Origin of the sequence: Streptomyces sp. NPDC057486 (assembly GCF_042802415.1) — a bacterium.
Classification (GTDB): Bacteria; Actinomycetota; Actinomycetes; order Streptomycetales; family Streptomycetaceae; genus Streptomyces; species Streptomyces yanii.
Window position 1 is genome coordinate 1 of the sequence record NZ_JBHVEE010000059.1, and the last position, 24,749, is coordinate 24,749.

Here is a 24,749-nt window from a genome sequence, read left to right on the forward strand (position 1 = left end):
GACTGGACGATTCAGGTGGAGGTGGTCTGCAAGGCCGGCTACAGCACGTTCGAGGTGGTCGCCGTCGACGCGCCGAAGGACGTCGATGTGCAGACCCTGCTGTGGGGCCCACTGGCCACGTCGATCTCCGAGACGGTCGGCACAGCAGTGGGCGTGGTCCGCGACGACGATTTCGCAATAGGGCTCCGTCCGCTGACCGACCGTACCGAAGGTGCCTGGCCGCAGGAGTACCAGGACATGGGCTGGGAGAGCGAGGTTGACCACGACCCGGACCACGTGAGCGTGGGTTCTCTGGAGGAGTGGAGCGCGGCAGGCGTGACCTCCTGGGGTTCCGTACTGCGCGCCTTCACCTTCGACTACACCAAGGAACGCCACCGCAAGGTACACGGTTATCCGATCCCGGTCGGGCCGCTGCCCGGCCGCGACGGCAAGATCGCCGGTTCCAGGATGGCACTCTTCGGAGCCTCGCCCGAGGCGACGCCGACAATCCTGTCCTACATCGCGGCGGGCGAGAAGCTGCCCTACCCACGGCTGAACGGGCAGTGGCAAAAGGCCTCACAGGCGAGCAGCCAGTCGTGGCTGGTGCTCGGCGACCTGAAGACCGACAATATTCCGGCGGCGGCCCGATTCGCCAAGGCGGCCGGTATGGACCGCATCTACTCACTCACCAGCAACTACGGCCCATGGGAGTCGAGCGGCCACTACGAGTTCGACTCGAGCCTGGGCGGGAGCGACGCCGGGGCCGCGGCAGCCGTGGACATCGCCAAGGCCAACGGTGTGCAGCTCGGCGTACACACCCTGTCGGACTTCATCGGCACCGGAGACGAGCCCTACGACTGGGCCTTGAGCCCGCAAGACCCCTACGTCAAGGCACCCGCCGACAACCGGCTCGTGACGGGGGGCACCGCCTCGCTCACCCGTCCGTTGACGACCGGCGACACCACCGTGTATCTCGACTCCGGCGCGCTGCTTGCTGCGGGAGTGCACCACAGCTACTTGCGCATTGGGGACGAATTCGTCAGCTACGGAGCGGCCGAGCAGGTCGGGAAGGAGTGGAAGCTGACCGGTGTGCAGCGCGCACGATGGGGATCGGTCGCGGTCTCACACGCTGCGGGCGACCGCGCCGCCCGAATCGTGGCCAACAGCTACGGCGGCGCGATCGGTAACCATGCCGTCCTCGGCGAGATCAGCGACAGGCTGACCACCGCGTGGAACAACACCGGCATCACCGGTATGTCGTGGGACGGCCTGGAGTCGGCATCGGAGTCCGGCTGGGGCGCTTACGGCATGGCTCACCTCGTGAACGGGACGTTCCGGCGAATCGATGCCAAGGACCGGTTCATCTCCGAGACCAGCCGGATGACCTCGAACACCTGGGACGCGCTGACCCGGGCCAGCTGGGGCGAGGTCGGCAGCACCTCGATGGAGCAGGTGTTCAAGAACAACAAATACCTCCAGGCGAACTACCTTCCCGGAATGCTCGGCTGGATCAGCCTCAAGGGCTCGGACAGTCTGCTCACCATGGAGTGGAAGCTGGCTCGAGGCGCCGGTCTGAACGCCGGGGCAGGTTTCCAGAGCTCGGTCTCCAGCCTCGTGTCGGGCGGGGAGAACACGACGCGGCTGCTCGATGCCATCCAGCAATGGGAGACGGCCCGCAACCTGGGTGCGTTCACCGCGGAGCAGCGGGTGCGGTTCCGCGACCTGTCGACGAACTGGCACCTGACCGTGGTCGAGCCGCGCAAGCGATGGTCCTTGCAGGAGCTGGACGCTGACGGCAAGCCGGTCGGCAACCCCCAGGCCGTCGTCGTTCCGACCCCGAAGCTCGACGCCGGACCGCTGCCCGCGGCGGCCAAGGGCGCCCTGTACGAAGCGACCGTGAAGACCAACACGCCGGCGACCACGCGATACGCGGTGACCTCGGGGGTTCTGCCCCATGGGCTCGTGCTCAACGCCGACACCGGAGGGATCGTCGGAACCCCGGTCACCCAGGGAACGGCGCGGTTCACGGTCACGGCATACCAGAGCTCCGGCCAGCCGCAGGCCCAGCGCGACTACCAGATCGACGTCGCCAAGTAGCCCGGTCGGGCCGGACGCGCACGGCGGATCATCGGCACGCTGAATGAGACCTGCACGTGGGCGTACGCCGAGGGGCGAACGCCCACGTGTGGGCACACCATCGGCCCCCCATAGCAGGACGTCGAGGCGGTGTTCGCCTTGGCGCGGGCAGCCCTGCAGTTCTGGCCTCCCCCCTCGTGGCCTCCCCCCTCGCGCCTCACAAGCTCTTCGCCCGCGGCCTGGCCGGGGCACCACGAAGGGCTGAATCGGCTTGCCTCGAAAGAGGCGTTCCACGGCCGTCACAGCTCGCTGTCATCCATCCGCTCATCGTCTCAGTGAGATCACGCCGCTCTGAGCGTTGTTCTCGTCGAAGGGAAAGCCGATGCATAGTGATCAGGAACTGACCCGTCGCAAGATGTTACGCGCCATGGCCACGGCCGGCGTTGTCGCCACGGTCGTGCCCATTGCCACCCGGGCCGGTGCGAGCGCCGCGACCTTGAGCCCGATGCCGGGCAACGACTGGGTCGTCCACCCGGTGACCACGCCGTCGACGATCTCCGTCCACGGTCGCTCCGTCACGATGGCCAACGGGATCGTGCGACGCTCCTTCCACACCGCACCCAACTTCACGACCACCTCGTTGAAGAACCTCGGCACGGGCCAGGAGATGCTCGACCACACCGGCGAGGCGGAGGCCACGATCGTCCTGGACGGCACCACCTACGACGTCGGAGGCACGAACGCGTCCGGTGGTTTCGTCTACGCCTCGCACCGGATCGAGGACAGCACGCAGAAGCCGTACGAGTGGACCCCCTACGAAAAGGACGGGGTCACCCTCAAGCCGTACGCCGAGAAGCGGCCGTGGCCCGCCAAGGGCAAGGCGCTCCTGGTCACCTTCCGCCCCCACCCGAGCCTTGCGGCGAAGCTGGACGGCGTCACGGTGACCGCGCGCTATGAGATCTACGACGGCATCGCCACCGTCATGAAGAAGGTCTCGGTGGACAACAGCAGCGCGACACCGGTCGTGATCGACCAGCTCACGGTCGACCGGCTCCACGTGCGCTCGCAGCTGGCGGGGCGGCTCTACCTGGACACCGATTACCACGGCGGCACCGACAACGTGTACCGGAACAACGACAAGGACCGCACCTACACGGCCACCGACCACGGCGACTACACGACATACACCGTCCTCTACAAGGAGGGGCCGGCCTACCGCATCGGGACCGAGGAGCCGTACTGGGGCGGGCACTTCGACGGATTCCGGAGCTTCCAGCTGCTGCACAGCACCGATTACTACGAGGCGCAGCAGATGGAGATCAAGGCGATGTACCGCACGCTTGCGCCTCAGATCACCGAAAACCCGCTCTTCTACCACCTGATTTCGGACAACCCGACCGCCCTGCGGGACTCGGCTGCCGACACCGTCGCCTTAGGCTTCGAGCTGATGATCCAGTCGTTCGGCAGCGGGTTCGACATGCTGAGCACCGATCAGGCCTACCTCGCGCGGAAGAAGGCCGACTTCGACGCCGTGCGCGCTCGCGGCGTCACCCCGGGCGGGTACGTGCTGCTCACCACCGGAACGATCTTCGACTCAGCCGAGAGCAGTTGTGTGGACACCCCATGGGGCACCGTGATGGGCCTGGGCACCAAGGGTTTCGCGGAGTTCGAGCACCGGATCCAGAACACTCTCGACACCACTGGGCTCAGCTGCGTCGAGCTCGACGGGCCATGGCCCATGTTCCGTTGCGATGAGACCAATCATGCCTACGCCGACGGAGGTGCGGACACGGTCTACAAGCAATGGACTTTCAGCAATGACCTCTACAGGACGATGCGCGAGCGCGGCACCTACATCAACGCGCCCGACTGGCACTACTTCAACGGCAGCAACAAGAACGCCATCGGCTACCAGGAGAGCGGCTGGAGCCAACCGCGTCAGCAGCAGCTGTTGCACGGCCGGCAGTACATCTACAACGGCACGTACGAGAAGTGCCCGTCGGCGACCTGGACGTTCATGCCGATCGACGTCTACCACGGCGGCGGCACCGCCGCCGCCTTCAAACCCCTCAAGAAGAACCTGTTCGACTACAGCTGGGGAATCGGCCAGAGCTTCCTGGCCGGCGTCAACCCGGCCTTCCGGGGCACGACGATGGACGACGGCGACCCCGACGTGCGGTCGGTGGTGAAGTACTGGGTGGACGTGTACAAGACCTACCGCGGCCTTGTCACCGCCGACATCGTGCATCTGATCCCGCCCCGGCAAAAGCCCGGGAACCTGGCCCGCGGTACGGGCATCGACGCGTTCATGCACGCACGTTCCGAAGGCAACGAGCGGGCTCTTGTGGCGGTGTTCAACCAGACCGACGAGGAGCGCACCCAGAGCCTGACCGCGCCGCTTTACTACACCGGCATGACCGACCTGGCCCAGGCGCCTCAGCCGGTCCCGGGGTCGTACCTCGACACCAAGATCATCCCTGTCTTCGGCCCGTATCCGGCCGTCGAGCACTACCCGAAGCCGAGCTGGTCGGGCAGCTACCCCAGCGCGACACCCACCGACACCAGCGTCGACGTCTACCGCGAAGGGGAGGGCAGGCCTCGCAACCTCACGATCGACTCCAACGGCAACGTCCAACTCGAGGTGACCCTGCCGCCGATGACCTTCACGTGGTACGTCGTGACCCCCCACAACGTCACACCGGTGTCCCCGCCGGTCAAGCCCGCCGCGCTGCCGTCCTCCGGGTCCAGGTGACCAGCGCACCGTTCGATCGTCCGGACGGCGTGCACCTGCACACCGTCCGGATCGCCGGCGGCTAGCACCTTCAAAGATCAAGTCCGCCGGGACCTGGCCCGCTGTGCCCGCGGGCGGAGCACCTCACGGACCCCCACCAAGGAAAGGATTCCCAATGGAGTTGTCAAGCCTGGCTGGTGACTCGCGGTGAGCGTGTCAGCCCAGTGCGACAGGGCTCGGCGGCACGGTGATCTCGAAGGTTCGGCCGTCGCGTATGAGGGCCCACAGGACGTTCAGGCGGCGGCGCGCGAGGGCGATGACGGCCTGGCCGTGGCCTTTGCCCTCGGCTCTTTTGCGGTTGGAGTACGCCTTTGAGGTGGGGCAGCACCTGGCCGTGACCATCGCGGACATGTAGAAGACGCGCAACAGACGTCGGGAGTAGCGGCGTGATCGGCGCATGTTCCCGCTGATGCGTCCCGAGTCCTTCGGGACCGGGGCCAGGCCGGCGACACCGGCCAGGCGGTCGGAGCTGCCGAAGACGCTCATGTCCCCACCGGTGTGGGCGATGAACTCGGCGCCCAGGACCGGACCGAGGCCGGGCATGCTCAGGATGACCTCGGCGTTTGGGTGATCGCGGAACCGGCCCTCGATCAGGATGTCGGTCTCGGTGATCTCCTCATCGAGGGCCATCACCTCCCTCGCCAGCTTGGCCACCACGACCGCGGCGAGCTTCTCCCCGGCGACGGCGGTGTGCTGGGCCTCAGCGGCCTCGATGGCGGTGGCCGCGACGAGCTGGGAGTTGCGGACCTTGCGGTTCTTCAGCCAGGTCGCGAGGCGGTTCTTGCCGATGCGGCGGAGGGCGGCCGGGGTCTGGTAACCCGTCAGCAGCACGAGGGACGCCTTCGAGGTCTTGTAGTCGAAGGCCCCCTCCAGCGCGGGGAAGTACTCCAGCATCTGGGCCCGCATCCAGTTGATCGCTCGGGTGCGGTCCGCCGCCAGATCGAGGCGGCGCGAGGTCAGAATGCGCAGGCCGACGGCTATGTCGTCGCCGCGGTGCATGGTCTGGAGGTCGCGGCGCATGCGGGCCTGGTCGGCGATGACGAAGGCATCCTTGGCATCTGTCTTCCCGTCGCCCCGGTAGAAGCCGGATGCGTGGTGGACCGTGCGGCCAGGGATGTAGAGGACCTCCTGCCCGTTGTCGGTGAAGGTGACCGTGGGCCTGACCGGCGTTGCCACCCTCACGATCGAGGGCCATGAGCAGGGCGACCCCGAATACCCCAAAGTCGCTCTCGGTGATCCCGTGCTGCACGGCCTCTGACGGGCAGGCCGCTCCGCCGTCGGGGTTCTTGTGGGACGCATGTGATGCCCCGTAAGGTGAACTGCTTTGTGTGGCACGTGAGTTCGAGGTTGTCGACCAGGGGAGAGTCGTGGAGATCAAAAAGGTAGTGATCCGCGAAGAGGAGCGCACGAACCGCAAGCCCGCCGTCATGGAGAAGCGCCCGCCGACCCGCTGACCGGGCGGGAACGTGAGCGTGGGCGGGATGTCGAGGGGACGGGGGAGAGTGGTGTGCGCGTTCAGCTGGTGACCATGCCGTGGCACCCGATCGATCTGCCCTCTCTCCAAGTGGGCTTGCTGCACCAGCTGTTGCGGCAGGTCCGCCCGGACGACGATGTGCGTGAGTTCCACGGCTCGCTGCGCTGGGCGGAGTTCCTCCTCGAGCAGTCCGGAGGGCGGCTGCGCCCCGGTGACTACGAGGCGATCGGCAGCGATTCGATCTTCGACGGCCTCGGTGACTGGGTCTTCTCGGGTGTGCTGTACGAGGACGAGAGCTGGGGCGTCGCCCGGCTGAAGGAGTACGCCACACGTCGCGGCCTCTGCATCGACACCGCCTCCGACATGCGGGTCCACGCGGCCGATTTCATCGCCGAGTGCGCGACGGAAGTGCTCGCCCAGGGACCGGACGTCGTCGGGTTCACCAGCACGTTCATGCAGAACGTGCCCTCGCTCGCGCTGGCCAGGGAGCTCAAGCGCCGCCGTCCAGGGCTCACCGTCGTCTTCGGCGGCAGCAACTGCGACGGCCCGATGGGGCACGCCCTGCACCGCAACCATCCCTTCGTCGACCACGTGGTGCGCGGCGAGGGCGAGTACGCCTTCCCGGCGCTCCTGCGCCACCTGGACGCCGACACGCCACCCGCCGACGTACCGGGCCTGTGCTGGTGGGAAGGGCAGACGGACGGCCGGGTCTCGCGGGCGAACACCGAGTCCCGGCGCACCGTGGCGCCCTCCGACATCCCCGCGCCCGACTACGACCAGTGGCAGGCAGCCCTCGACGCATCCCCCGTCCTCGAATACGTCTACCCGAAGCTGGTGGTCGAGGGGGCACGCGGCTGCTGGTGGGGCGAGAAGCACCACTGCACCTTCTGCGGGCTCAACGGCTCCTCCATGGCGTTCCGCGCCAAGTCGGGCGAGCAGCTGTGGAGCGAGATCGACCACCTCGTACGACGGCACCGCATCCTCGATGTCGTCACCGTCGACAACATCATCGACATGGCGTACTTCAAGGACTTCCTGCCCCTCGCCGCCGAGAGCGGCTGGGACCTGCGGATGCACTACGAGGTCAAGTCCAACCTCAACCGTGAACAGATCGCCCTCCTCGGGCGGGCCGGAGCCGTGCTCATCCAGCCCGGCATCGAAAGCCTGAGCAACCGGGTCCTCGACCTCATGGACAAGGGCGTCAGCGGCGCCCGCAACGTCCGCACACTCCGTGAGTGCGAGAACCACGCGCTGACCGTCACCTGGAACTACCTGTACGGCTTCCCGGGCGAGACCGTCCAGGACTACGCCCCGGTCGTCGACCAGCTGCCCGCGCTCGTCCACCTGCAGCCCCCGGGCGGCGCCCACCGCATCCAACTGGAGCGGTTCAGCCCGAACTTCGCGGACCCGGGGTTCGGCTTCGGTAAGCGGCGCCCAGCCGAGATGTACCACCATGTCTACGAGCTGCCCGAGTCCGAACTCGCCGACCTCGTCTACCTGTTCGCAACGGACGACGCGGGCATCGGCGGAGAGACCGAGAGCCGGCTCAAGCGGGCTGTCGCGGCATGGCGCGACGGACATCACGGATCGAGCTTGGTGATGGAGGAAGCGGAGCCGGAGGACGGCGTGGACGTACTGCTCGTACACGACCGGCGCCACGGCTGGCCCCGCCGCACCCACCGGCTGACCGGCTGGCAGGCGCAAGCGCTGCGCCGCCTCGAGGACGGGCGGACGGAGCCCGCGCTGCACCGGCTGCTGACCGGCGACGGACACGACATCCCGGCCGAGGAGCTGTGCGGGTGGATCCAGCAGGCTCAGGCGACGGGGCTGGTGTTCCGCGACGGGCGGACGTACGTGTCCCTGCCTACATGGGACGTACCGGACCGCATCGACCCCGACCCGGCTCCGCATTCCACGGACCGTCAGGAGGTGGCCGGATGACCGGGCTTCCCGCGACCGTCCCCCACCGTGTGGTCGGCCGACAGGTCCTCGTGGACGTGCCGCTGTGGCTGGGCGGGGCGGGGCGCGAGACGGCGGTGGCGGTCCAGTTCCTGCGCGAGTGCCAGAGCCAACGGTTCCGTACGCACTGGGAGATCGCCTACGAAGACCGGGCGCGAGGCGACGACCCGCTTGACGGGCATGACGCCCCGTACGTACGGATGCTGCACCACCTCCCACCACCCGTTGAACGGGCTGGCGAACCAGTTGAGTTGATGGCCTGGCGCACCTCGTACGCCGCCTTCCCCGCCGGCATGCTCTACCACCGCCGCGGCCCGGACTTCATCACCGTCATGGACCGCAGAGAGCGGCCCGCCTCGGCGAGGTTCACCCTCGACCACCCGGATCTGCTCGCCACCTTCGCCACGGTCCAGGAGCCCACGGCGCTCGGTGAACTCGACGCCGTGCAGCGGGAGGCCGTCGACTTGCTCGCGGCCGAGCGGCTCGCTCTCGTCGCCGACGGTTGGGCGGTGGCCCTGCCGCCGCGGCTGCACCGCTGGCCCGTTCCCTGCACGGGCATCTGAGGGTTGGGCGCGTCACGGGCCGACGGGACGGTCCCCCTGCGTCGCCACCGTCCCTTCGTGCTGCTGTGCGGCGAGCAGGGCGCCAGCTCCGTCGGGCGGCAGATCACCGCTCTCGCACTGCCCCTGCTGGCCGTGACCGAGCTCGACGCGGGGCCGTTCGCGGCGGCCGCGCTGCTGGCGCTGACCTATCTGCCCGGCGCCGTGCTGAGCCCGCTGGCCGGAGCGATCGTCGACCGGATCAGGCTGCGCCGCCTCCTCGTGTGGGTGACCACCCTGCAGACCCTGATCGTCGGCTCGATCCCATTGGCCGGCGCGGTGGGGCATGTCACCCTGTTGCACCTGTACGTGGTCGCAGGCGTCTCGGGCACCCTGACCTTCACGCTCTCCGTCGCGCTCCAGGCAGCGCTGCCGCGCGTCGTCGGACCGGAGCGGCTCCTCGCCGCCAACTCGGCCCTGACCGCGGCCCGTACGAGCGGACAGGTCGGCGGGCCCGCGCTCGGCGGTGTCATGGTCGGGCTCCTCGGAGTCGACACGGCGCTCCTCGCGGGCAGTGCGGCCTACGCGATCGAGGCGCTCTTTCTGTTCGCGCTGCCCGCCGCGCTGGACGCGCTGACAGGCTCGCGGGAGACCGCCCGCGCGAAGTCCCTGGCCGGCTCGCTGCGTACGGGACTCGCGGTGGTGCGCGCCGAGCGCCGGCTGCGCCGCATGGTCCTGGCGGGTGCTGGACTCAACCTCGGCAGCGGTGCGGCGGCCGCCCTCTACGTCTTCTACGCGACCCACGATCTTGCCCTGCCCGCCTGGCAGTTGGGCACTACGTACGCGGCCTACAGCGCGGCCACTCTGGCGGGTGCCCTGCTCGCCGGACGCTTCGCCAGGACCTCGGGGCTGTGGCGGGCCACGCAGATCTTCGGACTCGCGGCAGGCGCTGCCGTGTTCCTGATCCCAGCCGCGTCGCTGGGCCTCGCCTTCCCCGTGCTGTTCGCGTACCAGGTCTGCTACGGCCTCTCCGGCACCGTATGGATGATCTCCATGACGACAACGCAGCAACTGGTCACCCCTGACGGCATGCAGGGCCGCGTCGCGGGACTCGTGCAGGCGGTGCTGCTCACGACGGTGCCGGTCGGAGCCCTTGCGGGGGGCGCGCTGGCCGCCTGGCTCGGCAACGTACCCATGCTCATGGGCGCGGCGGCGGTGACCCTGCTCTCCGCGGCGACCCTTTGGGCACCCACGGGAGCGGGCGTCACGGTGCCGGAGCGGGCCCTGGATGCGGCGGCGGAGAGCCGCCGCTAGTCACTCACGACGGCCTCCCGCCTAACCGCGGGCTTTCATGACGGTTGTTCGATCAATCTCTTGTCCGGTTGCTTCCACTGCCTGTGATTTGGGCTGTTGCATCTCGGCCCGGTCGTCATGTTGGCCACGGTGCTTTCACCTGTTGGGTGACGCATCCATCCGGCGTGTCGCAGCTGACAGGCTGTGTTCATGGACATGGAGGCGCTCAGCGCAGATGACTACGAGTCGGTGCACCGGGCAAGCCGAGGATTGGCGGCGCGGTACGGGATAGTGACGCTCAACGCCATGATGGAGGCGTGGGAGGCGTCGGTGGAGGATACCGAAGAGGGGTTCGACGCCGAACTCATCTGGGAGTACGCGGACAGGCTTCGCTGCCGTCGCTGCCGTCGCTGCCGTCGCTGCCGTCGCTGCCGTCGCTGGCTCGCGGAGGCGTGGCCCGTGTTCACCGACAGGATTCGGTCCGCGCGGCAAGCGGAGCTCGACGCCCTGGATGCCCGCTTCCAACGGGCTACCGTGCCCCTGAACGGCCAGGCAGACGACGCGCGATGGCACTCCCGGCGACCGCGGCTGATCGAAGGCAAACCTTTGCTGGAACTGCCTCGATCCTGGGTCCTGTGACACGTCTGAGCTGATGTTCAGCCGTAGGTCAGACCTACCGGAGAACGCCTCTGAACTGGGAAAATAGGGTATGTCTAGGGTCCTGCCCACCCCAAAGAGAGGCGCTCTCCAGGTGAGGAAGCGTAGCGGGACGTACCCGCGTGTCCGTATCGAGAGCGGCGGTCACGGGGTGGTCTCCCATGCCGGTGCTGTGCTGTTGGTCGAGACCGTCCGCAAGAGTGGACTCGATACCGCGATATCGGCGGCGCTCGCGCCCTGGCGACGCCCTCGGGCGGTGCACGATCCGGGCAAGATCCTGTTGGATATGGCGCCCGCAGTCGCGCTGGGCGGAGACTGTCTGTCCGATGTCGGCATGCTGCGGGCCGAGCCTGCCGTGTTCGGGCCGGTGACCTCCGACCCGACCGTCTCTCGTCTGGTCGGCACCCTCGCCGCAGCCGGGCCGAAGGCCCTGGACGCGATCCGCACCGCCCGTGCCGATGTCCGCGAGTATGTAGGGAAGCTGGCCCGGAACCAGGCGCCGGACAAGGACCGCCAAGTGATCGTGGACCTGGACGGAGTACTAGGCGGGCTGCGGGGCGGGCGTCGCCGGAGCGGTCGCGATCTTGCGGGTCTCGCGCATTATCAGCAGGCCGTTGACCACCATCAGTGTCGCGGTCAGGCCGTGGATGCCGAGCGCGGTGGCCACGGAGCCGTGGTGGGCCAGCACGGTGGTCATGTCGCCGTACGCGGCGAGGGCCTCCACCAGCAGCACCCAGCCCAGCGCCCGGCGGTGGCCCGTCACCAGCAGGATGCCCAGGACCAGGGCCAGGACGACGTCGCGGATTCCCTTGATGATCAGGAAGCCGTCGCCGTCGCCGGTCGGCCAGCTCGGCAGGCCGAAGCCCGGCGCTGTCGTCTCCGGGCTCAGGATGAACTCCGTCCCGAACCAGAGGATGAAGAGGATGAAGGCGGCGGCCAGGACGGTGTTGATCTTCTTCAGCGACATGGTTCTTCTCCTTGCGAGTCTTCGTCGGCTTGGTGAGCTTCGTGGAGCTTGTTGAGTCGTGTGGGGCCTGATCAGGCCGCGCGGACGCGGCTGATCGAGGGGCGTAGCTTGTCGGGATCGCAGTGGTGGGGTCTGAGCGGCAGCTGCATTCCCGAATGTCGGGATTTCGGTGGCACCTGCCGCCCGGGGGTGGGGGTTGTGCGCCACCGGTGCGGCGTCGGCCCGCGGGGTCAGAAATCCGAAGCCCTGTCGGGCTCACCCCGACGGGGCGAAAGCTGTCGACATACAGGGGCAAACCAGTGCATGTCGGGGCGGCTGTGGGCTCAGGTGAGGGCGGTGACGAGCAGGGTGAAGGCGGCGATGATGATGGCGACGCGGACGTAGTGGTAGCGGTCCCAGCGGTTCATCTGCTCCTTCCAGTCGGCGGGCCGGTTGTCGGGGGTCCACGTCTTGCCCCGGTTGTTGATCGGGACGAGCAGCAGGATCGACATGATCACGCTGACGATCAGCAGTGCGCCGGCGGTGATGACGAGGCCGGTGCCGTGGTGGTGCCATCCCGCGACAGCCCAGACCGCGACGAGGACGAGTGAGCCGATATACCAGAACGGCATCACGGCGCCGAGCATCCGGCCCCCGTGGGAGTGGGCCTGCTGGTTACTGTCCTCCGGGAGGGCGTTGAAGATCGGGTTCATGACGAAGGCGACGGAGAACTCCACCCCCACCATCAGGCCGACGACCACGGTGGTGATGACCTCGAGTGCGCTGAGCATGTTGCCCCTCCCAGGATCTAGCGCTGCTATCCGATGCGAGCAACGCTAGTACTACTGCCGCTTGCTTGTCTAGCGGTGCTAGGATTTGAGTTATGTCAGTACAGGAACGCAAGGCACGCGAACGGGCGGTCCGCGAGCGCCTCATCGTGGCGACGGCCCGCGAACTCGCCGAGCAGCAGGGCTGGGACGCGGTCACCACCCGTCGGCTCGCCGAGCGCATCGAATACAGCCAGCCCGTCCTCTACAGCCACTTCCGGGGCAAGCGCGAGATCATCGGCGCCGTCGCCCTCGAAGGCGCCGCCGAGATGGCCGTGGCGGTGCGGGCCGCGACGTCCGCCGCGAACAGCCCGCGCGAGCGGGTCGCCGCCCTCGCCCGCACCTACCTCGACTTCGCCGCACGCAACCCGGCGGTCTACGACGCCCTGTTCCAGCTCGACGGCGGCCTGGCGTACGCGCAGGAGGACACCCCGGAGCCGCTGAAGGACGCCTTCGCCGCCCTGCTGGAAAGCCTCGGCGAGGTCGCCGGGGACGGCGTCCACCCGGGACTGTTCACCGAGGTGTTCTGGGCGTCCCTGCACGGACTGGCCACCCTGACCCGGGCGGGACGGCTGCCGCCGGAGGACGCCGCGCAGAGGGTGGAACTGCTGGTGGACCGGCTCGCCGTGCTCTGACACACCATCCCGGCGGGCACGCGGCCGGGGCCCTCGGGCCCCCGCCGATGCCCGCCTACAGCAACGCTTCGGGTCACTCGCGTCCGCACGGCGCAGCCACAGATCGCTGGACCCCGCACCCCAGCTCGCGCTCGGCAAACTGAGAGACAAAGAAGCCCAGCTGATCCAGGCACTGACCAGATTCTTCAGCGATCACCACGCCTTCCTTGCCCGCGCCATGCTTCAGAGGATCGATGCCGCCACAGCCACGATCAACGAGCTCACCGCGGAGGTAGACCGTCGGCTCCAGCCGTACCAGCGGCAGGTGGAGCTGTTGGTTACAATCCCTGGCCTCAGCGTGACGGCCGCTCAGATCGTGATAGCGGAGATCGGCGTCGACATGCAGCGGTTCCCCACAGCAGGCCATCTCGCCTCGTGGGCGGGAGTCTGCCCGGGCAACCACGAGTCCGCCGGCAAGGTCACCAGCGGCCGCACCCGCCACGGCGATGCCTGGCTCAAAGGAGTCCTTGGCATCGCCGCCGCGGCAGCCGCCCGCTCGAAGAGCACCTACCTCTCCGCGTAATTCCGGCGGCTCGTCGGTCATCGAGGCAAGAAGCGGGCCCTCGTCGCCGTCGAACACTCGATCCTCGTGTCCATATGGCACATCCTCACCCGGGACATCCCTTACCAAGACCTCGGAGCCGACCACTTCATCAACCGGATCCACAAGTCTCGGCAGACCCGTCGACTCGTCGGCCAGCTCACGCAGCTGGGCTACAACGTGTCCATCCAGCCCCACCAGAGCGCGTGACCTGGGCAGTCTCGGCATTTTCAGAGCAGATCGAGGCTAAGTGTGAGCCGCGGCCGTGGTGGCCCGGACGGGCAGATCGCCGTCGCGCAGACGCCGCCCGCAGCGGCCGTTGTCCACCGCCACGAGCTCGGCGAGGATCGACAGGGCGCTCTCGGCGAGCGACGCTCCGCCGAGGTCGAGGCCCGCCGGGCCGGTCAGCCGGTCCAGTCCGGGCGCGTCGGCCAGGCGCCGTAGGCGTTGCGCGTGGGTGGCCCGGCTGCCGAGCGCGGCGACGTACCCGGCGGGGCCTGCCAAAGCGGCGCGAAGAGCGCGGTCGTCGATGCGCGGGTCATGGCTGAGTGTGACGACCGCGTCGCGTACGCCGAGCGGATGGCGGGCGATCCACTCGTCCGGCCAGGCACGGACGACGTCGGCGTTGCCGGGGAAGGCCCCGGAGGCGACATGGCCGGGCCGCGGGTCCAGGACGACGACCGTGCGGTGCAAGGTCCCGGCCAGGGTGGCCAGGGCTGCGGCGAGATCTGTTGCGCCGACCAGCAGCAGCCGCGGCCGACCCGTCAGTTCCTCGGTGAACGCGGGTCCCACGTCGGTCAGTTGGCCGACAGTGGATGCTGTTGACCAGCGGTGAGGCAGCCTCAGCCCGACCCGCACAGTGAGCGGACGGTCGTCGGTCAGCGCCGTGGTGATGGCGGAGTGCACAGGCTCGGGTGGCGCGGGCGTGATGAGGACGCGCAGTTCGCCGGCGCAGGCGGGAGCGTCCTCCCAGGGCAGCAGGTCGTCCCCGGGCGACACCGCGGTCACATGGGGCGCGGCTCCTGCCAGGACGGCGCGGGCTGCGTCCAGGACGATTCCCTCGATGCAGCCGCCCGACAGTGAGCCGCGCCACGTACCGTCCGCGGCGACGGCCATGGTGGCGCCGAGCGGTCGTGATCCGGGACCGTCACGGCCCACCAGTCGGGCCAGCGTGACGGGCCGGCCCGCCCGACGGTGGGTGTCGACGAAGGGCCACACTTCGCGCAGCATGCATACCTCCTGTTCCAGTGCCGGGCCGGGGGCTGCGACGGCAGCGGTCCCAGCACCCCTTCTCGCGGACGGTTCACGACGTTGGCTGTTCCTCGATCACGCGGTCCGGACGGATGGGGAGGGTCCGCTGGCGGCGGCCGGTGGCGTGCCAGACGGCGTTCGCGATCGCGGCCGCCGTGCCGACGGTGCCGATTTCGCCGACGCCCTTGAGACCTGACGGGTCGCCGGGTTCGTAGTCGGGTACGAAGTCGGCTTCGATGTCGGGTATGTCGGCGTGCGCGGCGATGTGGTAGCCGGCGAGGTCAGTGGTGATGTGCCGTCCCGTCGCCGGATCGCGGGCGCCTTCTTCGTGCAGGGCTGTCGACAGCCCCATGACCATGGCCCCGACCAGTTGACTGCGCGCGAGGAGCGGGTTGATGACGCGGCCCACGGCGAACATGCCTAGAAGCCGCCGCACGCGTACCTCGCCGGTGGCCGGATCGACGGTCACCTGGCAGAACACGGCGCTGTAGGAGTGCCGTTCCATGGGTGGAAGCGCACCGAGCGACTCGGTGGTGTCGCACGAGACGGTCAGTGGCAGCGTGGCGTCGCCCAGCTGGGAGCGCAGCTTCGCCGCGGCCTCGGTGATCGCCCAGGACCAGGACGTCGTCCCGCGGGATCCGCTGGCGTTCCAGGTGGGGCCGAGATCGCTGTCCGCGATCAGGAGCCGTATTTGTTCGGGATCCACGCGGAGCGCCTGCGCCGCCACCGCGGTCAGTGCGGTGCGTGCGCCAGTGCCGATGTCGCTGGCACCGATGGCCACGGTGAAGGCGCCGTCGGTCTCGGCGGTGATCGATGCCGTTGCGGGCAGGGCCCCCGCGCTGAAGGACGTGGCCGCCATCCCGGTGCCGATCAGCAGGCATCCCTCCGTCCGCGTCCGCGGCCGGTGGTCGCGTGTGGCCCAGCCGAACCGGCGGGCGCCCTCGTGCAGACATGCGACGAGGTTGCGGCGGCTGAAGGGCAGTCCGGACACCGGGCCGACGGTGGGCTCGTTGCGCAGCCGAAGCTCGAGCGGATCCATGTCAAGCCGCTCCGCCAGCTCGTCCACGGCGGATTCGAGCGCGAACGATCCGGGTGCCGTGCCTGGCCCGCGTACCGAGTACGGCGGCAGGATGTCGATGGGGACCGCGGTGCGTCGGGTACGGATCGCCGTTGCCGCATAGAGCGTGTTGGTGAGCTCCGTGCAGTTCTCGAGGTAGTCCGCGAGCTTCGAGACCTCGAAGGCCGACTCGTGGTCGATCGCCCGCAGACTGCCGTCGGTGTCGGCCCCCATCCGGACCCGCTGGTCGGTCGCCGGCCGCATCGATACCGTCAGGAACACCTGATTCCGGCTCAGGGTGACGCGCACGGGACGGCCGAACACCGTGGTGGCCATCACCGCCAGAACCAGTTGAGGGCCGCACCCGCCCGACTTGGACCCGAAGCCGCCACCGACGTGCTGAGAGCGGACTCGTACCTGTTTGGGGTCGAGGGAGAACAACGTGGCCACCGTCATGGCGACCAGGAAGGGTCCCTGATTGGAGTCGATGATCTGCAGCCGCCCGTCCTCCCACCAGGCGGTCGCGGAGTGGGGCTCCATGGCGGCGCCATGCTGCTCGGGCGTGACATAGCGCTCGTCGACGACCACAGCGCTCGCGGCCAGCTCCGCCTCCACGTCACCGACGGTGGCGTCCTCTCCGAAGAACGACGTCGCCGGCCGCGCGGACGGGTGCTCAAGTGAGAATTCGGCGTCGTACGGTTCCTCGTCGTAGGTGACCCGCAGCGCCGCGGCCGCTGACCGGGCCTGCTCCATCGTCTCCGCCACCACCAGTGCGACCGGCCGGCCGGCGTGGGGGACCTCGTCGTTCTGCAGCAGGTGTATGCCCCCGTCGGGGCCGAAGAAGGATCCTGCCTCCAGGTTGAGCCGGGGAGCGTTGTGGTGATCGATCACACCGAGTACGCCGGGCATGGCGTGCACGGCGGAGGCGTCGACGGCGCGGATGCGTCCGCGGGACACTGTGGAGGTGACGACCCAGCCGTAGGCCAGGTCGGTCATCGGTTCGTCCGCCGCGTAGCGCACGCTGCCGGTGACCTTGCCCGGTCCCTCGATACGGGGACGGGCCACCCCCATCGCGCCCGGGTGCGCCACGCCGTTCCACGGGGCGGTGCTCGGCCTGGCGGCCGGGTGCACGGCGGTTGTCGGGGCTGCGCTGGTCGAGGACGTGTTCATGTGCTGATCTCCTTCACGGCGACGGCGGGCGACGGGATCGGTGCGTCACTCGGCCCTGCGGGCGAGGTCGGTCAGGACGGCCTCGATGAGGTTGCGGGCCAGGCCGACCTTGTACGCGTTGTCGCGCAACGGCCGCGCGGCGGACAACTCCGCGTCGGCGGCGGCCCGGAAGCTGTCGGCCGTGGCGGGGGCGCCCCGCAGGGCGGACTCGGCGGCGTGGGCGCGCCAGGGCCGGGAGGCGAGGCCGCCGAGCGCGATCCGGGCCCCCTTGACGATGCCCTGGTCGACGTCCAGCGCGGCGGCGACGGAGACGTTCCCGAAGGCGTAGGACGCGCGCTCGCGGACCTTGCGATAGCGCGAACGAGGGGACGCCGCGGCGGCCGGCAGGGTGACCGCGGTGATCAGGGCGCCCGGGGGAAGCGCCGTCTCCCGGTGCGGACTCTCGCCGACCGGCAGGTAGAACTCGGACAGCGGGATCTCGTGGGAACCGTCCCGGGTTTCGTAGCGCACGACCGCGTCGAACGCGGCCAAGGCCACGGTCATGTCCGAGGGATGGGTGGCCACGCAGTGGTCGGTCCAGTCGAGGATCGCGTGGTTGTGGTGCTTTCCGGCGATCGCGGAACACCCGCTGCCGGGGCTGCGCTTGTTGCACGGCTGCGAGGCGTCGGCGAAGTAGCCGCACCGGGTTCGTTGCAGCAGGTTGCCGCCCACCGTGGCCATGTTGCGCAGTTGCCCGGACGCGCCCGCCAGCACGGCCTGGCTGAGCGCCGGATACCGTCGGCGCACCTCGGGATGGGCCGCCAGGTCGCTGTTGGTAGTTGTCGCGCCGATGACGAGTGAGCCGTCGGGCGCGTCGTCGATGCCGTCCAGCGGCAGCCGACGGACGTCCACCAGCCGGGTCGGCGTCTCGATTCCGTCCTTCATCAGGTCGACGAGGTTCGTTCCGCCGCCGAGGAACCGGGCGCCGTCCTCGTCGGCGACCAGAGCGAGGGCGTCTCGGACCCGGCTCGGCCGCTGGTAGCTGAACTCCTTCATCTCGCCACCTCCTCGCGGGCCGCCGTCTCGAGCACGGCCCGCACGATCGACGGGTACGCGCCGCAGCGGCACAGGTTGCCGCTCAGGCGTTCGCGCACCTCCTCGGCGTCCAACTCGCCCGCCGGCGCATCGGGTGAGACATCGGCGGTGACCGCGCTGGGCCAGCCCGCCGCGTGTTCGGCCAGCATGCCGACCGCGGAACAGAGCTGCCCGGGCGTGCAGTAGCCGCACTGAAGGCCGTCGAGTTGCACGAACGACTGCTGCAACGGTCGCAGTTCACCCTCGTGCGCCAGACCCTCGACCGTTGTGACGTCCGAGCCGTCGACGGCGACGGCCAGCGTCAGGCACGACACCACACGCCGGCCGTCCAGCAACACCGTGCAGGCGCCGCACTGCCCACGGTCGCAGCCCTTTTTCGGCCCTGTGTGGCCGGTGTCCTCACGCAGCGCGTCGAGCAATGTCCGGCGATTGTCGACGTCCAGGCGGTGAGTCTTGCCGTTGACGTGAAGTCGTATCTTGCTGCGGGTACTTTCCGCCATTCCGCTTGCCCTTCCTCAATACAGCCAACCGTCGATCGGCAAGCCCCAGAGCCTTCAGTTATTCAAGCAGCCTCTCCGCGAATTGATTTGCCCGATAGTGGCGAGCCCTTGCCTGATCCTCTCGATGATTTCGCGTCAGCCGGAGCCGGAACGGATGGCTGGACCGTTTCGCGGCGGCGGTGTTCAATCGGTCCATGCCGCTTGACGAACTCCGCACTCTGCTGGCGCGTCACGCCAGACCCGACGGAACGACCGCCATCGAGAACGTGAGGATCGGCCGGGAGGAGTCGGACGAACACCACGCCTCCATGAGTGGAACGGTCATGGCACTGATCGGCCAAGGCGCCAAGCGTCTCGCGCTGGGCGACCGCGTGTACGAGTACGGCCCCGGGCAGTACCTGGTCGCATCCGTCGACGTGCCCGTCACCGGCCGCTTCCTCGCTGTCACCCCGGAGCAGCCGGCGCTGGGACTGGGCCTGCTCCTGCATCCGTCGGACGTCGCCGAGATGATGCTGCAGACGGCGCCCGGCACCTTTCCGCCGCACGGCACGGCACCCCCCGCCATCGCCGTCAGTGACGCCTCCAACGAGTTCCTGGACGCCGTCGTGCGACTGGTGCGCCTGCTCGACCGGCCACGGGACAGGGACATGCTCGCCCCCCTCGTCAAACGCGAGATCCTGTGGCGCCTGATCACCGGCGAGCAGGGCGCGACGGTCCGTCACATAGGTCTTGCCGACAGCAAGCTCTCCCATATCGCCAGAGCCGTGCACTGGATTCGCGAGAATTACCGGAAACCGTTTCGGGTGGAAGACGTGGCAGAGCTTGTCGGAATGAGCGCGTCCTCCTTCTACCGGAACTTCCAGGCCGTCACCCGGATGAGCCCCATCCAGTTCCAGAAGAACATCAGACTCCATCAGGCCCGGCTCCTGCTGACGGAACACCCGAAAGACATCGCGTACGTCGGATACCGCGTGGGGTACGACAGCCCGTCCCAGTTCAGCCGGGAATATCGACGCCTTTTCGGTGCGCCACCCAGTCAGGACGCTGTTCGATTCGCTATGGGCGCGGCCGGCGGCGCGGGCTGACAGGCCGGAACGCGCGGCCTGCGCGCGGAGTAAACGAGGGCGGGAGGCAGGTTGCGGTACACCGTCCCGCTCGCGACCACTTCTTCGAACGCCCGGCGCAACTGGGCGAGCCTGCGGCGGCTCGGCGGGGCCCAGTGGGCGAACGTGTAGGTGAACTGCGTGTACACCCCGGTCTCGGACAGCACCGACGCGATGGCCGGTACGAGGGACTGGCCTTGCGGACCGGTGAACGCCGACCAGGGGAGGCTGCTCACCACAACGTCTGCCGCGCCAAGGCCCCGGTCGGCGAGGATCCGGGGCAGTTCCCAGGCGGACTCGGCGACCGTCTCGGCGCCGGGAAACCGCTCAACCAGATGCGCGGCGAGCCGTTCGTTCAGTTCGACCGCGATGTGGCGTCCGCGGCCTGCCAGTTTGTGTTGGATCGCCGCGGTGGCGGGTCCGGTGCCCGGACCGAGTTCCACCACCACGGGCTCGCCGCGCTCCGGCACGGCGGCGACAAGCCGCTCGACCAGCCGGGACGAACTCGGTATCAGGGAGGCTGTGCGGAGCGGACTGCGCAGGAACTCGCGGGCGAGAACCACTGTTTCACTCATGCTGTGATCCTTGGGGTGTGGTGGGATCCGCGGCCGGCCGGACGATTATCCGCTCCGCGGGAGAATCGGCAATTCGATTCAACCGCTGCGACCTGCGGAAACCATAGAATGATCCTCGCCACCCCTTGCACGATGCTCTATGGGGGTCCAGTCCGGATCAGGGAAGGACACCCGCGGGAGTACGCACGGCCTGACGCAGCCGGGCGGCGTCCCGGCTGGGGGGCGCGCCGAACTGGCGGCGGTATTCGCGGCTGAATTGCGACGGGTTGTCATAGCCGACGCGGTGGCCGACTCCGGTGACATCGCCCGGGTGGGTGGCGAGCAGTAGCCGGGCCTCCTGCAGCCGGATCTGCTTCTGGAACTGAATGGGGCTCATCGCGGTCACCGCCTGGAAGTTGCGGTAGAAGGCGGAGACGCTCATTCCGGACATCCGTGCCACGTCCTCGACCCGGAAGGGTTCCGCGTAGTGCTCGCGGACCCAGCGCACGGCCCGGGAGACGTGGCTGAGGCTGCTGTCGGCCAGGCCGAGTTGGCGGACTGTCGCGCCCTGGTCGCCGGTGATCAGGCGCCACAGGATCTCGCGTGTGACCAGCGGGGCCAGTACGGCCCGGTCGCGGGGCTCGTCGAGCAGGCGCAGCAGCCGGACCACCGCGTCGAGCAGCGCGGCCGGAGCATCGCTGACGACGATCCCCGACGGCGCTCCTCCGCCGGTGCGGGGGACGTCTCCGGGCCCGGCCTGCAACAGCAACTCGGCGACAGCCGACGGTTCCAGCACGAGTCCGAACCCCAGCGCCGGCTGCCCGGGGTCGGCCCGGGTGAACTGCCCGCTGACGGGCAGGTCGACGGATGCGACCAGGTACTGCCCGGCGCCGTACTCGTACACGCGGTCGCCCAGGGCGAGTCGCTTGGAGCCCTGGGCGATGACCGCCAGCACCGTGCCGGACATCGAGGGCGCCGGCGGATCCGACCGGTCGACCTTCGAGATCAGGACGCCGTCGATGGCAGTGGTCCAGTCGGGCCGGGCATGCCGGGTCAGCAGGCTGTGGAGCTCTTCGAGGTGCATGCGTCCATTGCAGCACCATTCCGCACCGCGGCTCCCATGACCACGAGGATCGTGCAAGTACGAGCGAGCATCGTTCTAACGTTTCCGCAGGTCAACTCGGTTGAATGGAATCACCTCACTCCACTGCCGAGAAGAAGGCACTCAATGATCGCCAACTACGGCTTCAACGCCACCCTGACCGCCAAGCCCGGCATGGGCGACCGACTGGTCGACCTGCTGTCGACCGGTCTGGACGAGGGCAGCCCCGGCGCGAGCGAACACTGCGTCGTCTACCTCGTCTCCCGTTCTGCGTCCGACCCCGACGTCGTCCACGTCACCGAGGGCTGGACCAGCGAGGAGGACCACCACCGGATCTTCGCGGGCGAGGCCGCCCAAGCCATCGTGGCGCAGATCGACGGACTGCTGGCCAAGGAGTCCGAATACACCGACTACGTGCCGGTCCGCGGCAAGGCCGCTTTCTGACCCGCCGATCGCCCCACGCCCAGGCCCCCGGCCTTCCCCGACCTCCGGCACCACCCCCTGAAAGGCGGCGACCATGACCACGGCACGACCCGACCTGGACCCCGAACTGCATGAACTGCTGGCCGACATGCCCCTCATGCCCCAGCTCACCCCGGAAGTCCTCGCGCACCTACGCCAGCTCCCCTCGACGCCCGTCGACTCCCTCCTCGCACACCGGTCAGTCGACCGGCGCGAGATCACCGTGCCCGCCAAGGACGGGGCCCCGATCCCCCTGTCGGTCTTCAGCCCCGCGAACAACGATCGCACCACCGCCGCACCCTGCATCTACTGGATGCACGGCGGCGGCATGGTCATCGGCGACCGCTTCTCGCAGATCGACATCCCGCTGGAGTGGCTTGACGAGTTCGGTGCGGTCGTGGTCTCCGTGGACTACCGGCTCGCACCGGAGGCCACCGGCACCGCCCTGGTCGACGACTGCTATCAGGGACTGCTCTGGGTCGCCGACCACTCCGCCGAACTGGGCATCGATCCCGCCCGGATCGTCGTCGCGGGCGCCAGCGCGGGCGGCGGCCTCGCTGCCGGCGTCACCCTGCTGGCCCGCGACCTCGGCACCCCGGCGATCGCCGCGCAGGTGCTGATCGGCCCCATGCTCGACCACCGCAACACCAGCGCCTCCAGCCGCCAGTACTCGGACGGGCCCGGCGTCTGGACCCGTGAGATGAACGAGTTCGGGTGGCGCTGCGTCCTCGGCGACCTCACCGATGACCAGGTACCCGCCTATGTATCACCCGCGCTGGCCGACGACCTCTCGGGCCTGCCGACCGCCTACATCGACACCGGCTCCGCCGAGGTTTTCCGCGACGAGGACACCGACTACGCCATCCGCATCTGGGCGGCCGGCGGTCAGGCCGAACTCCATGTCTGGGCAGGCGGCTTCCACGGGTTCGACGCCCTGTACCCCCAGGCCCACATCTCGGCCACGGCCCGCCGGGCACGCACAGACTGGCTCGCCCGAGTCCTGCCCCCGAACCCCGCCGCATAGCGCAGCCCACGCAGTCACACATAACCCACGCACGACCGCTCCCCAGGAGGAACACCATGAAGGTCGCCATCGTCACGGGCGCCAGCTCCGGCATCGGACGAAGCGCAGCGATCCAGATCGCCAAGCGCGGAACCGGAGTCATCCTGACCTACGGCAACAACCCGCAAGGAGGGCAGGAGACGGCCGCCGCCATCGAGAAGGAGGGCGGCACGGCCGTCGCACTGCCGCTGGATGTCGGCGAGACCGCCACCTTGGCGGCCTTCCGCGACACGGTGGCCGACGTGCTGCGCGACACCTGGCAGCGCGACACCTTCGACTACCTGGTCAACAACGCAGGTTTCGCGCAGACATCGTTGATCGAGGACACGACCGAGGAGGCGTTCGACAGCCTCATGCGGGTCCTGCTCAAGGGACCGTACTTCCTGACGCAGAGGCTGCTGCCCCTGCTGGCGGACGGCGGGGCCATCGTCAACACGAGCAGCAACGCGGCGGCGACGGCCGGCCTGGAGCCCGGCTATGCGGCATACGCGTCGATGAAGGGCGGCCTGGTCGTGCTGACGCGGTACATGGCCAAGGAATTCAGCACGCGGGGCATCCGCGTCAACGCGGTCTCGCCGGGATCGACCCGCACCCGGATCGCCGACGATGCCTTCACCCGGTTCCCTGAGGTTGTTCCGGCCCTCGCCGCGAGGACCGCACTCGGCCGGGTCGGTGAACCCGACGACATCGGCGTCATGATCGCCTCACTGGTCTCCGACGAGAGCCGCTGGGTCACCGCTCAGAACATCGAGGTATCGGGCGGCTACAACCTCTAGCCAAAAGAGGATCACTCACAAACGTGCTGCAGGGCGTGCGGCTGTCGGTGCCCGGCGGTGCGCCGTCGATCTGCCTGCGGAGACGGAGCAGGAGGGTGACGCAGAGCAGGCCGGTGCCGTCGACGGTCAGGTCGGCTTCGGCGGGCGGGATCGGGTGATTCATCGGCTGTTCGCAGGCGGGGCGGTGTCGGGTCCCAGGACAGAGCCAGGCCGCGGGCGGTGACCGGCCGGGCGCGGCGGTCGCCAGCCGACAGGACAGGCCGGGGAGGCTGGACTCGCGCCGTCCCAGCTGCACGGCCTGCCGCCGCGTAACCCGTGGTCAAGGTATCGATCGGGATCCGCGCGCGTCTGACCCACAACTGTGGCGATGACGCACGTATGACGCACGAGGCTCCGTGGGGGTCTGGATTTCACCCTCGCAACTGCCTCCCCTCTGACCTGTATGTTTCCTGGAATGGGTCAAACCGCACACCTTCCCGATGACCTCGCACGTGGAGTGCGTGGCGATTCTGGAACCGACCCCGCTCCGCCGTCCCCGGCCACCTGCGCGCTGCTCAGTCCCTGCCTGGACCTGGTTACAGATCCGCTGCTCGAAGAGGTGCAGGACCGGAACCCGGCCGCCCTGGCCCGGCTCTGGGAGGTCCACCAGGCCCTGCGCGCCCAGCGCGAGGACCGGCACCGCGCTGGCGCCCTCCTCTCGCTCGGATTGCCGCTGCTCGGCCGGATTGCGCAGCAGAGTCAACACTGCCTGCGACGCGAGAAGGCATCCGCCGACGGCAACAGCGTCACGTCTCCTGCCGGCAGCACCGCGCATGAAGCCCGTAGGGTCGGCCCGGACGGATCCGGACCGGCCCTGAACGCGGTCGTACTGTGTAGCTAAC

At 68.9% G+C, this 24,749-nt stretch carries 23 protein-coding genes and 2 pseudogenes; 16 read left to right on the forward strand and 9 right to left on the reverse strand.

Going from position 1 to position 24,749, the window contains the following annotated elements:
* A partial coding sequence (locus ACFU6I_RS25565) for an Ig domain-containing protein (RefSeq protein WP_384370896.1) occupies positions 1–2,076 on the forward strand: 2,076 nt, incomplete at its 5' end.
* Between the two features lie 361 nt (positions 2,077–2,437).
* On the forward strand, positions 2,438–4,807 hold the full coding sequence (locus tag ACFU6I_RS25570; RefSeq protein WP_384370898.1) for a hypothetical protein: 2,370 nt from the start codon (positions 2,438–2,440) through the stop codon (positions 4,805–4,807).
* Positions 4,808–5,002: 195 nt separating this feature from the next.
* On the opposite strand, the pseudogene ACFU6I_RS25575 reads toward ACFU6I_RS25570, so the two are convergent.
* A pseudogene (locus ACFU6I_RS25575) lies at positions 5,003–5,980 on the reverse strand (IS110 family transposase); the annotation flags it as partial.
* 194 nt (positions 5,981–6,174) lie between these two features.
* Between ACFU6I_RS25575 and ACFU6I_RS25580 the strand changes: the two are divergent.
* The 6 genes and pseudogenes from ACFU6I_RS25580 to ACFU6I_RS25605 form a co-directional block, all read left to right on the forward strand.
* Positions 6,175–6,300: a hypothetical protein gene (locus tag ACFU6I_RS25580; protein WP_256223277.1), complete on the forward strand. Its 126-nt coding sequence runs from the start codon at positions 6,175–6,177 to the stop codon at positions 6,298–6,300.
* A gap of 53 nt (positions 6,301–6,353) precedes the next feature.
* Positions 6,354–8,261 carry a RiPP maturation radical SAM C-methyltransferase gene (locus ACFU6I_RS25585; protein WP_384370900.1) on the forward strand — a complete coding sequence of 636 codons (1,908 nt, stop codon included), beginning with the start codon at positions 6,354–6,356 and terminating at the stop codon, positions 8,259–8,261.
* Positions 8,258–8,842, forward strand: a complete 585-nt coding sequence (locus tag ACFU6I_RS25590; RefSeq protein ID WP_384370902.1) for a DUF5825 family protein — start codon at positions 8,258–8,260, stop codon at positions 8,840–8,842. The genes ACFU6I_RS25585 and ACFU6I_RS25590 overlap by 4 nt, the downstream gene beginning before the upstream one ends.
* Positions 8,843–8,899: 57 nt before the next feature.
* Positions 8,900–10,132 carry an MFS transporter gene (locus ACFU6I_RS25595; RefSeq protein ID WP_384370904.1) on the forward strand — a complete coding sequence of 411 codons (1,233 nt, stop codon included), beginning with the start codon at positions 8,900–8,902 and terminating at the stop codon, positions 10,130–10,132.
* A 189-nt stretch (positions 10,133–10,321) separates the two neighbouring features.
* Positions 10,322–10,750, forward strand: a complete 429-nt coding sequence (locus tag ACFU6I_RS25600; RefSeq protein ID WP_384370906.1) for a hypothetical protein — start codon at positions 10,322–10,324, stop codon at positions 10,748–10,750.
* A 70-nt stretch (positions 10,751–10,820) separates the two neighbouring features.
* Positions 10,821–11,312, forward strand: a pseudogene (locus ACFU6I_RS25605) (transposase); the annotation flags it as partial.
* Here the strand turns inward: ACFU6I_RS25605 and ACFU6I_RS25610 are convergent.
* Both ACFU6I_RS25610 and ACFU6I_RS25615 read right to left on the reverse strand, forming a co-directional pair.
* A complete protein-coding gene (locus tag ACFU6I_RS25610; protein WP_384370908.1) occupies positions 11,310–11,735 on the reverse strand; it encodes a DUF4267 domain-containing protein in 426 nt (141 codons plus the stop codon). The pseudogene ACFU6I_RS25605 and the gene ACFU6I_RS25610 sit on opposite strands and share 3 nt — an antisense overlap.
* A gap of 323 nt (positions 11,736–12,058) precedes the next feature.
* Positions 12,059–12,505 carry an anthrone oxygenase family protein gene (locus ACFU6I_RS25615; RefSeq protein WP_384370910.1) on the reverse strand — a complete coding sequence of 149 codons (447 nt, stop codon included), beginning with the start codon at positions 12,503–12,505 and terminating at the stop codon, positions 12,059–12,061.
* Positions 12,506–12,597: 92 nt separating this feature from the next.
* Here ACFU6I_RS25615 and ACFU6I_RS25620 point away from each other — a divergent pair, with 92 nt between their 5' ends.
* From ACFU6I_RS25620 to ACFU6I_RS25630, 3 genes are all read left to right on the forward strand, one after another.
* A complete protein-coding gene (locus ACFU6I_RS25620; protein WP_384370912.1) occupies positions 12,598–13,176 on the forward strand; it encodes a TetR/AcrR family transcriptional regulator in 579 nt (192 codons plus the stop codon).
* Between the two features lie 217 nt (positions 13,177–13,393).
* The gene (locus tag ACFU6I_RS25625) at positions 13,394–13,738 is read left to right on the forward strand and encodes a transposase (protein WP_384370914.1); all 345 of its coding nucleotides are present in this window, start codon (positions 13,394–13,396) and stop codon (positions 13,736–13,738) included.
* Positions 13,739–13,804: 66 nt separating this feature from the next.
* Positions 13,805–13,966 (forward strand): hypothetical protein, encoded by a 162-nt coding sequence (locus ACFU6I_RS25630; RefSeq protein ID WP_384370916.1) that lies wholly within the window; start codon positions 13,805–13,807, stop codon positions 13,964–13,966.
* A 36-nt stretch (positions 13,967–14,002) separates the two neighbouring features.
* On the opposite strand, the gene ACFU6I_RS25635 is transcribed toward ACFU6I_RS25630, so the two are convergent.
* From ACFU6I_RS25635 to ACFU6I_RS25650, 4 genes are all read right to left on the reverse strand, one after another.
* The gene (locus ACFU6I_RS25635) at positions 14,003–14,986 is read right to left on the reverse strand and encodes an XdhC family protein (protein WP_384370918.1); all 984 of its coding nucleotides are present in this window, start codon (positions 14,984–14,986) and stop codon (positions 14,003–14,005) included.
* A gap of 73 nt (positions 14,987–15,059) precedes the next feature.
* Positions 15,060–17,234, reverse strand: coding sequence for a xanthine dehydrogenase family protein molybdopterin-binding subunit (locus ACFU6I_RS25640; protein ID WP_384370920.1), 2,175 nt, complete (start codon positions 17,232–17,234; stop codon positions 15,060–15,062).
* Between the two features lie 45 nt (positions 17,235–17,279).
* Positions 17,280–18,269, reverse strand: a complete 990-nt coding sequence (locus ACFU6I_RS25645) for an FAD binding domain-containing protein (protein ID WP_384370922.1) — start codon at positions 18,267–18,269, stop codon at positions 17,280–17,282.
* Complete coding sequence (locus tag ACFU6I_RS25650) at positions 18,266–18,808, reverse strand: (2Fe-2S)-binding protein (RefSeq protein ID WP_384370924.1); 543 nt, start codon at positions 18,806–18,808, stop codon at positions 18,266–18,268. The genes ACFU6I_RS25645 and ACFU6I_RS25650 overlap by 4 nt, the downstream gene beginning before the upstream one ends.
* Positions 18,809–19,002: 194 nt before the next feature.
* On the opposite strand from ACFU6I_RS25650, the gene ACFU6I_RS25655 reads away from it, so the two are divergent.
* A complete protein-coding gene (locus ACFU6I_RS25655) occupies positions 19,003–19,893 on the forward strand; it encodes an AraC family transcriptional regulator N-terminal domain-containing protein (protein WP_384370926.1) in 891 nt (296 codons plus the stop codon).
* Here the strand turns inward: ACFU6I_RS25655 and ACFU6I_RS25660 are convergent.
* Together ACFU6I_RS25660 and ACFU6I_RS25665 are read right to left on the reverse strand one after the other, a co-directional pair.
* Positions 19,845–20,486: a class I SAM-dependent methyltransferase gene (locus tag ACFU6I_RS25660; RefSeq protein ID WP_384370928.1), complete on the reverse strand. Its 642-nt coding sequence runs from the start codon at positions 20,484–20,486 to the stop codon at positions 19,845–19,847. The genes ACFU6I_RS25655 and ACFU6I_RS25660 overlap by 49 nt on opposite strands.
* A 157-nt stretch (positions 20,487–20,643) precedes the next feature.
* Positions 20,644–21,549: an AraC family transcriptional regulator N-terminal domain-containing protein gene (locus ACFU6I_RS25665; RefSeq protein WP_384370930.1), complete on the reverse strand. Its 906-nt coding sequence runs from the start codon at positions 21,547–21,549 to the stop codon at positions 20,644–20,646.
* A gap of 144 nt (positions 21,550–21,693) precedes the next feature.
* Between ACFU6I_RS25665 and ACFU6I_RS25670 the strand changes: the two genes are divergently transcribed.
* The 4 genes from ACFU6I_RS25670 to ACFU6I_RS25685 all read left to right on the forward strand — a co-directional run bounded on the left by ACFU6I_RS25670 (position 21,694) and on the right by ACFU6I_RS25685 (position 24,748).
* On the forward strand, positions 21,694–22,011 hold the full coding sequence (locus tag ACFU6I_RS25670) for an antibiotic biosynthesis monooxygenase (RefSeq protein WP_345509812.1): 318 nt from the start codon (positions 21,694–21,696) through the stop codon (positions 22,009–22,011).
* Positions 22,012–22,084: 73 nt separating this feature from the next.
* A complete protein-coding gene (locus ACFU6I_RS25675; protein WP_384370932.1) occupies positions 22,085–23,053 on the forward strand; it encodes an alpha/beta hydrolase in 969 nt (322 codons plus the stop codon).
* A gap of 56 nt (positions 23,054–23,109) precedes the next feature.
* A complete protein-coding gene (locus ACFU6I_RS25680; RefSeq protein ID WP_384370934.1) occupies positions 23,110–23,868 on the forward strand; it encodes an SDR family NAD(P)-dependent oxidoreductase in 759 nt (252 codons plus the stop codon).
* Positions 23,869–24,322: 454 nt separating this feature from the next.
* On the forward strand, positions 24,323–24,748 hold the full coding sequence (locus ACFU6I_RS25685; RefSeq protein ID WP_384370936.1) for a hypothetical protein: 426 nt from the start codon (positions 24,323–24,325) through the stop codon (positions 24,746–24,748).
* Position 24,749: the final 1 nt, after the last annotated feature.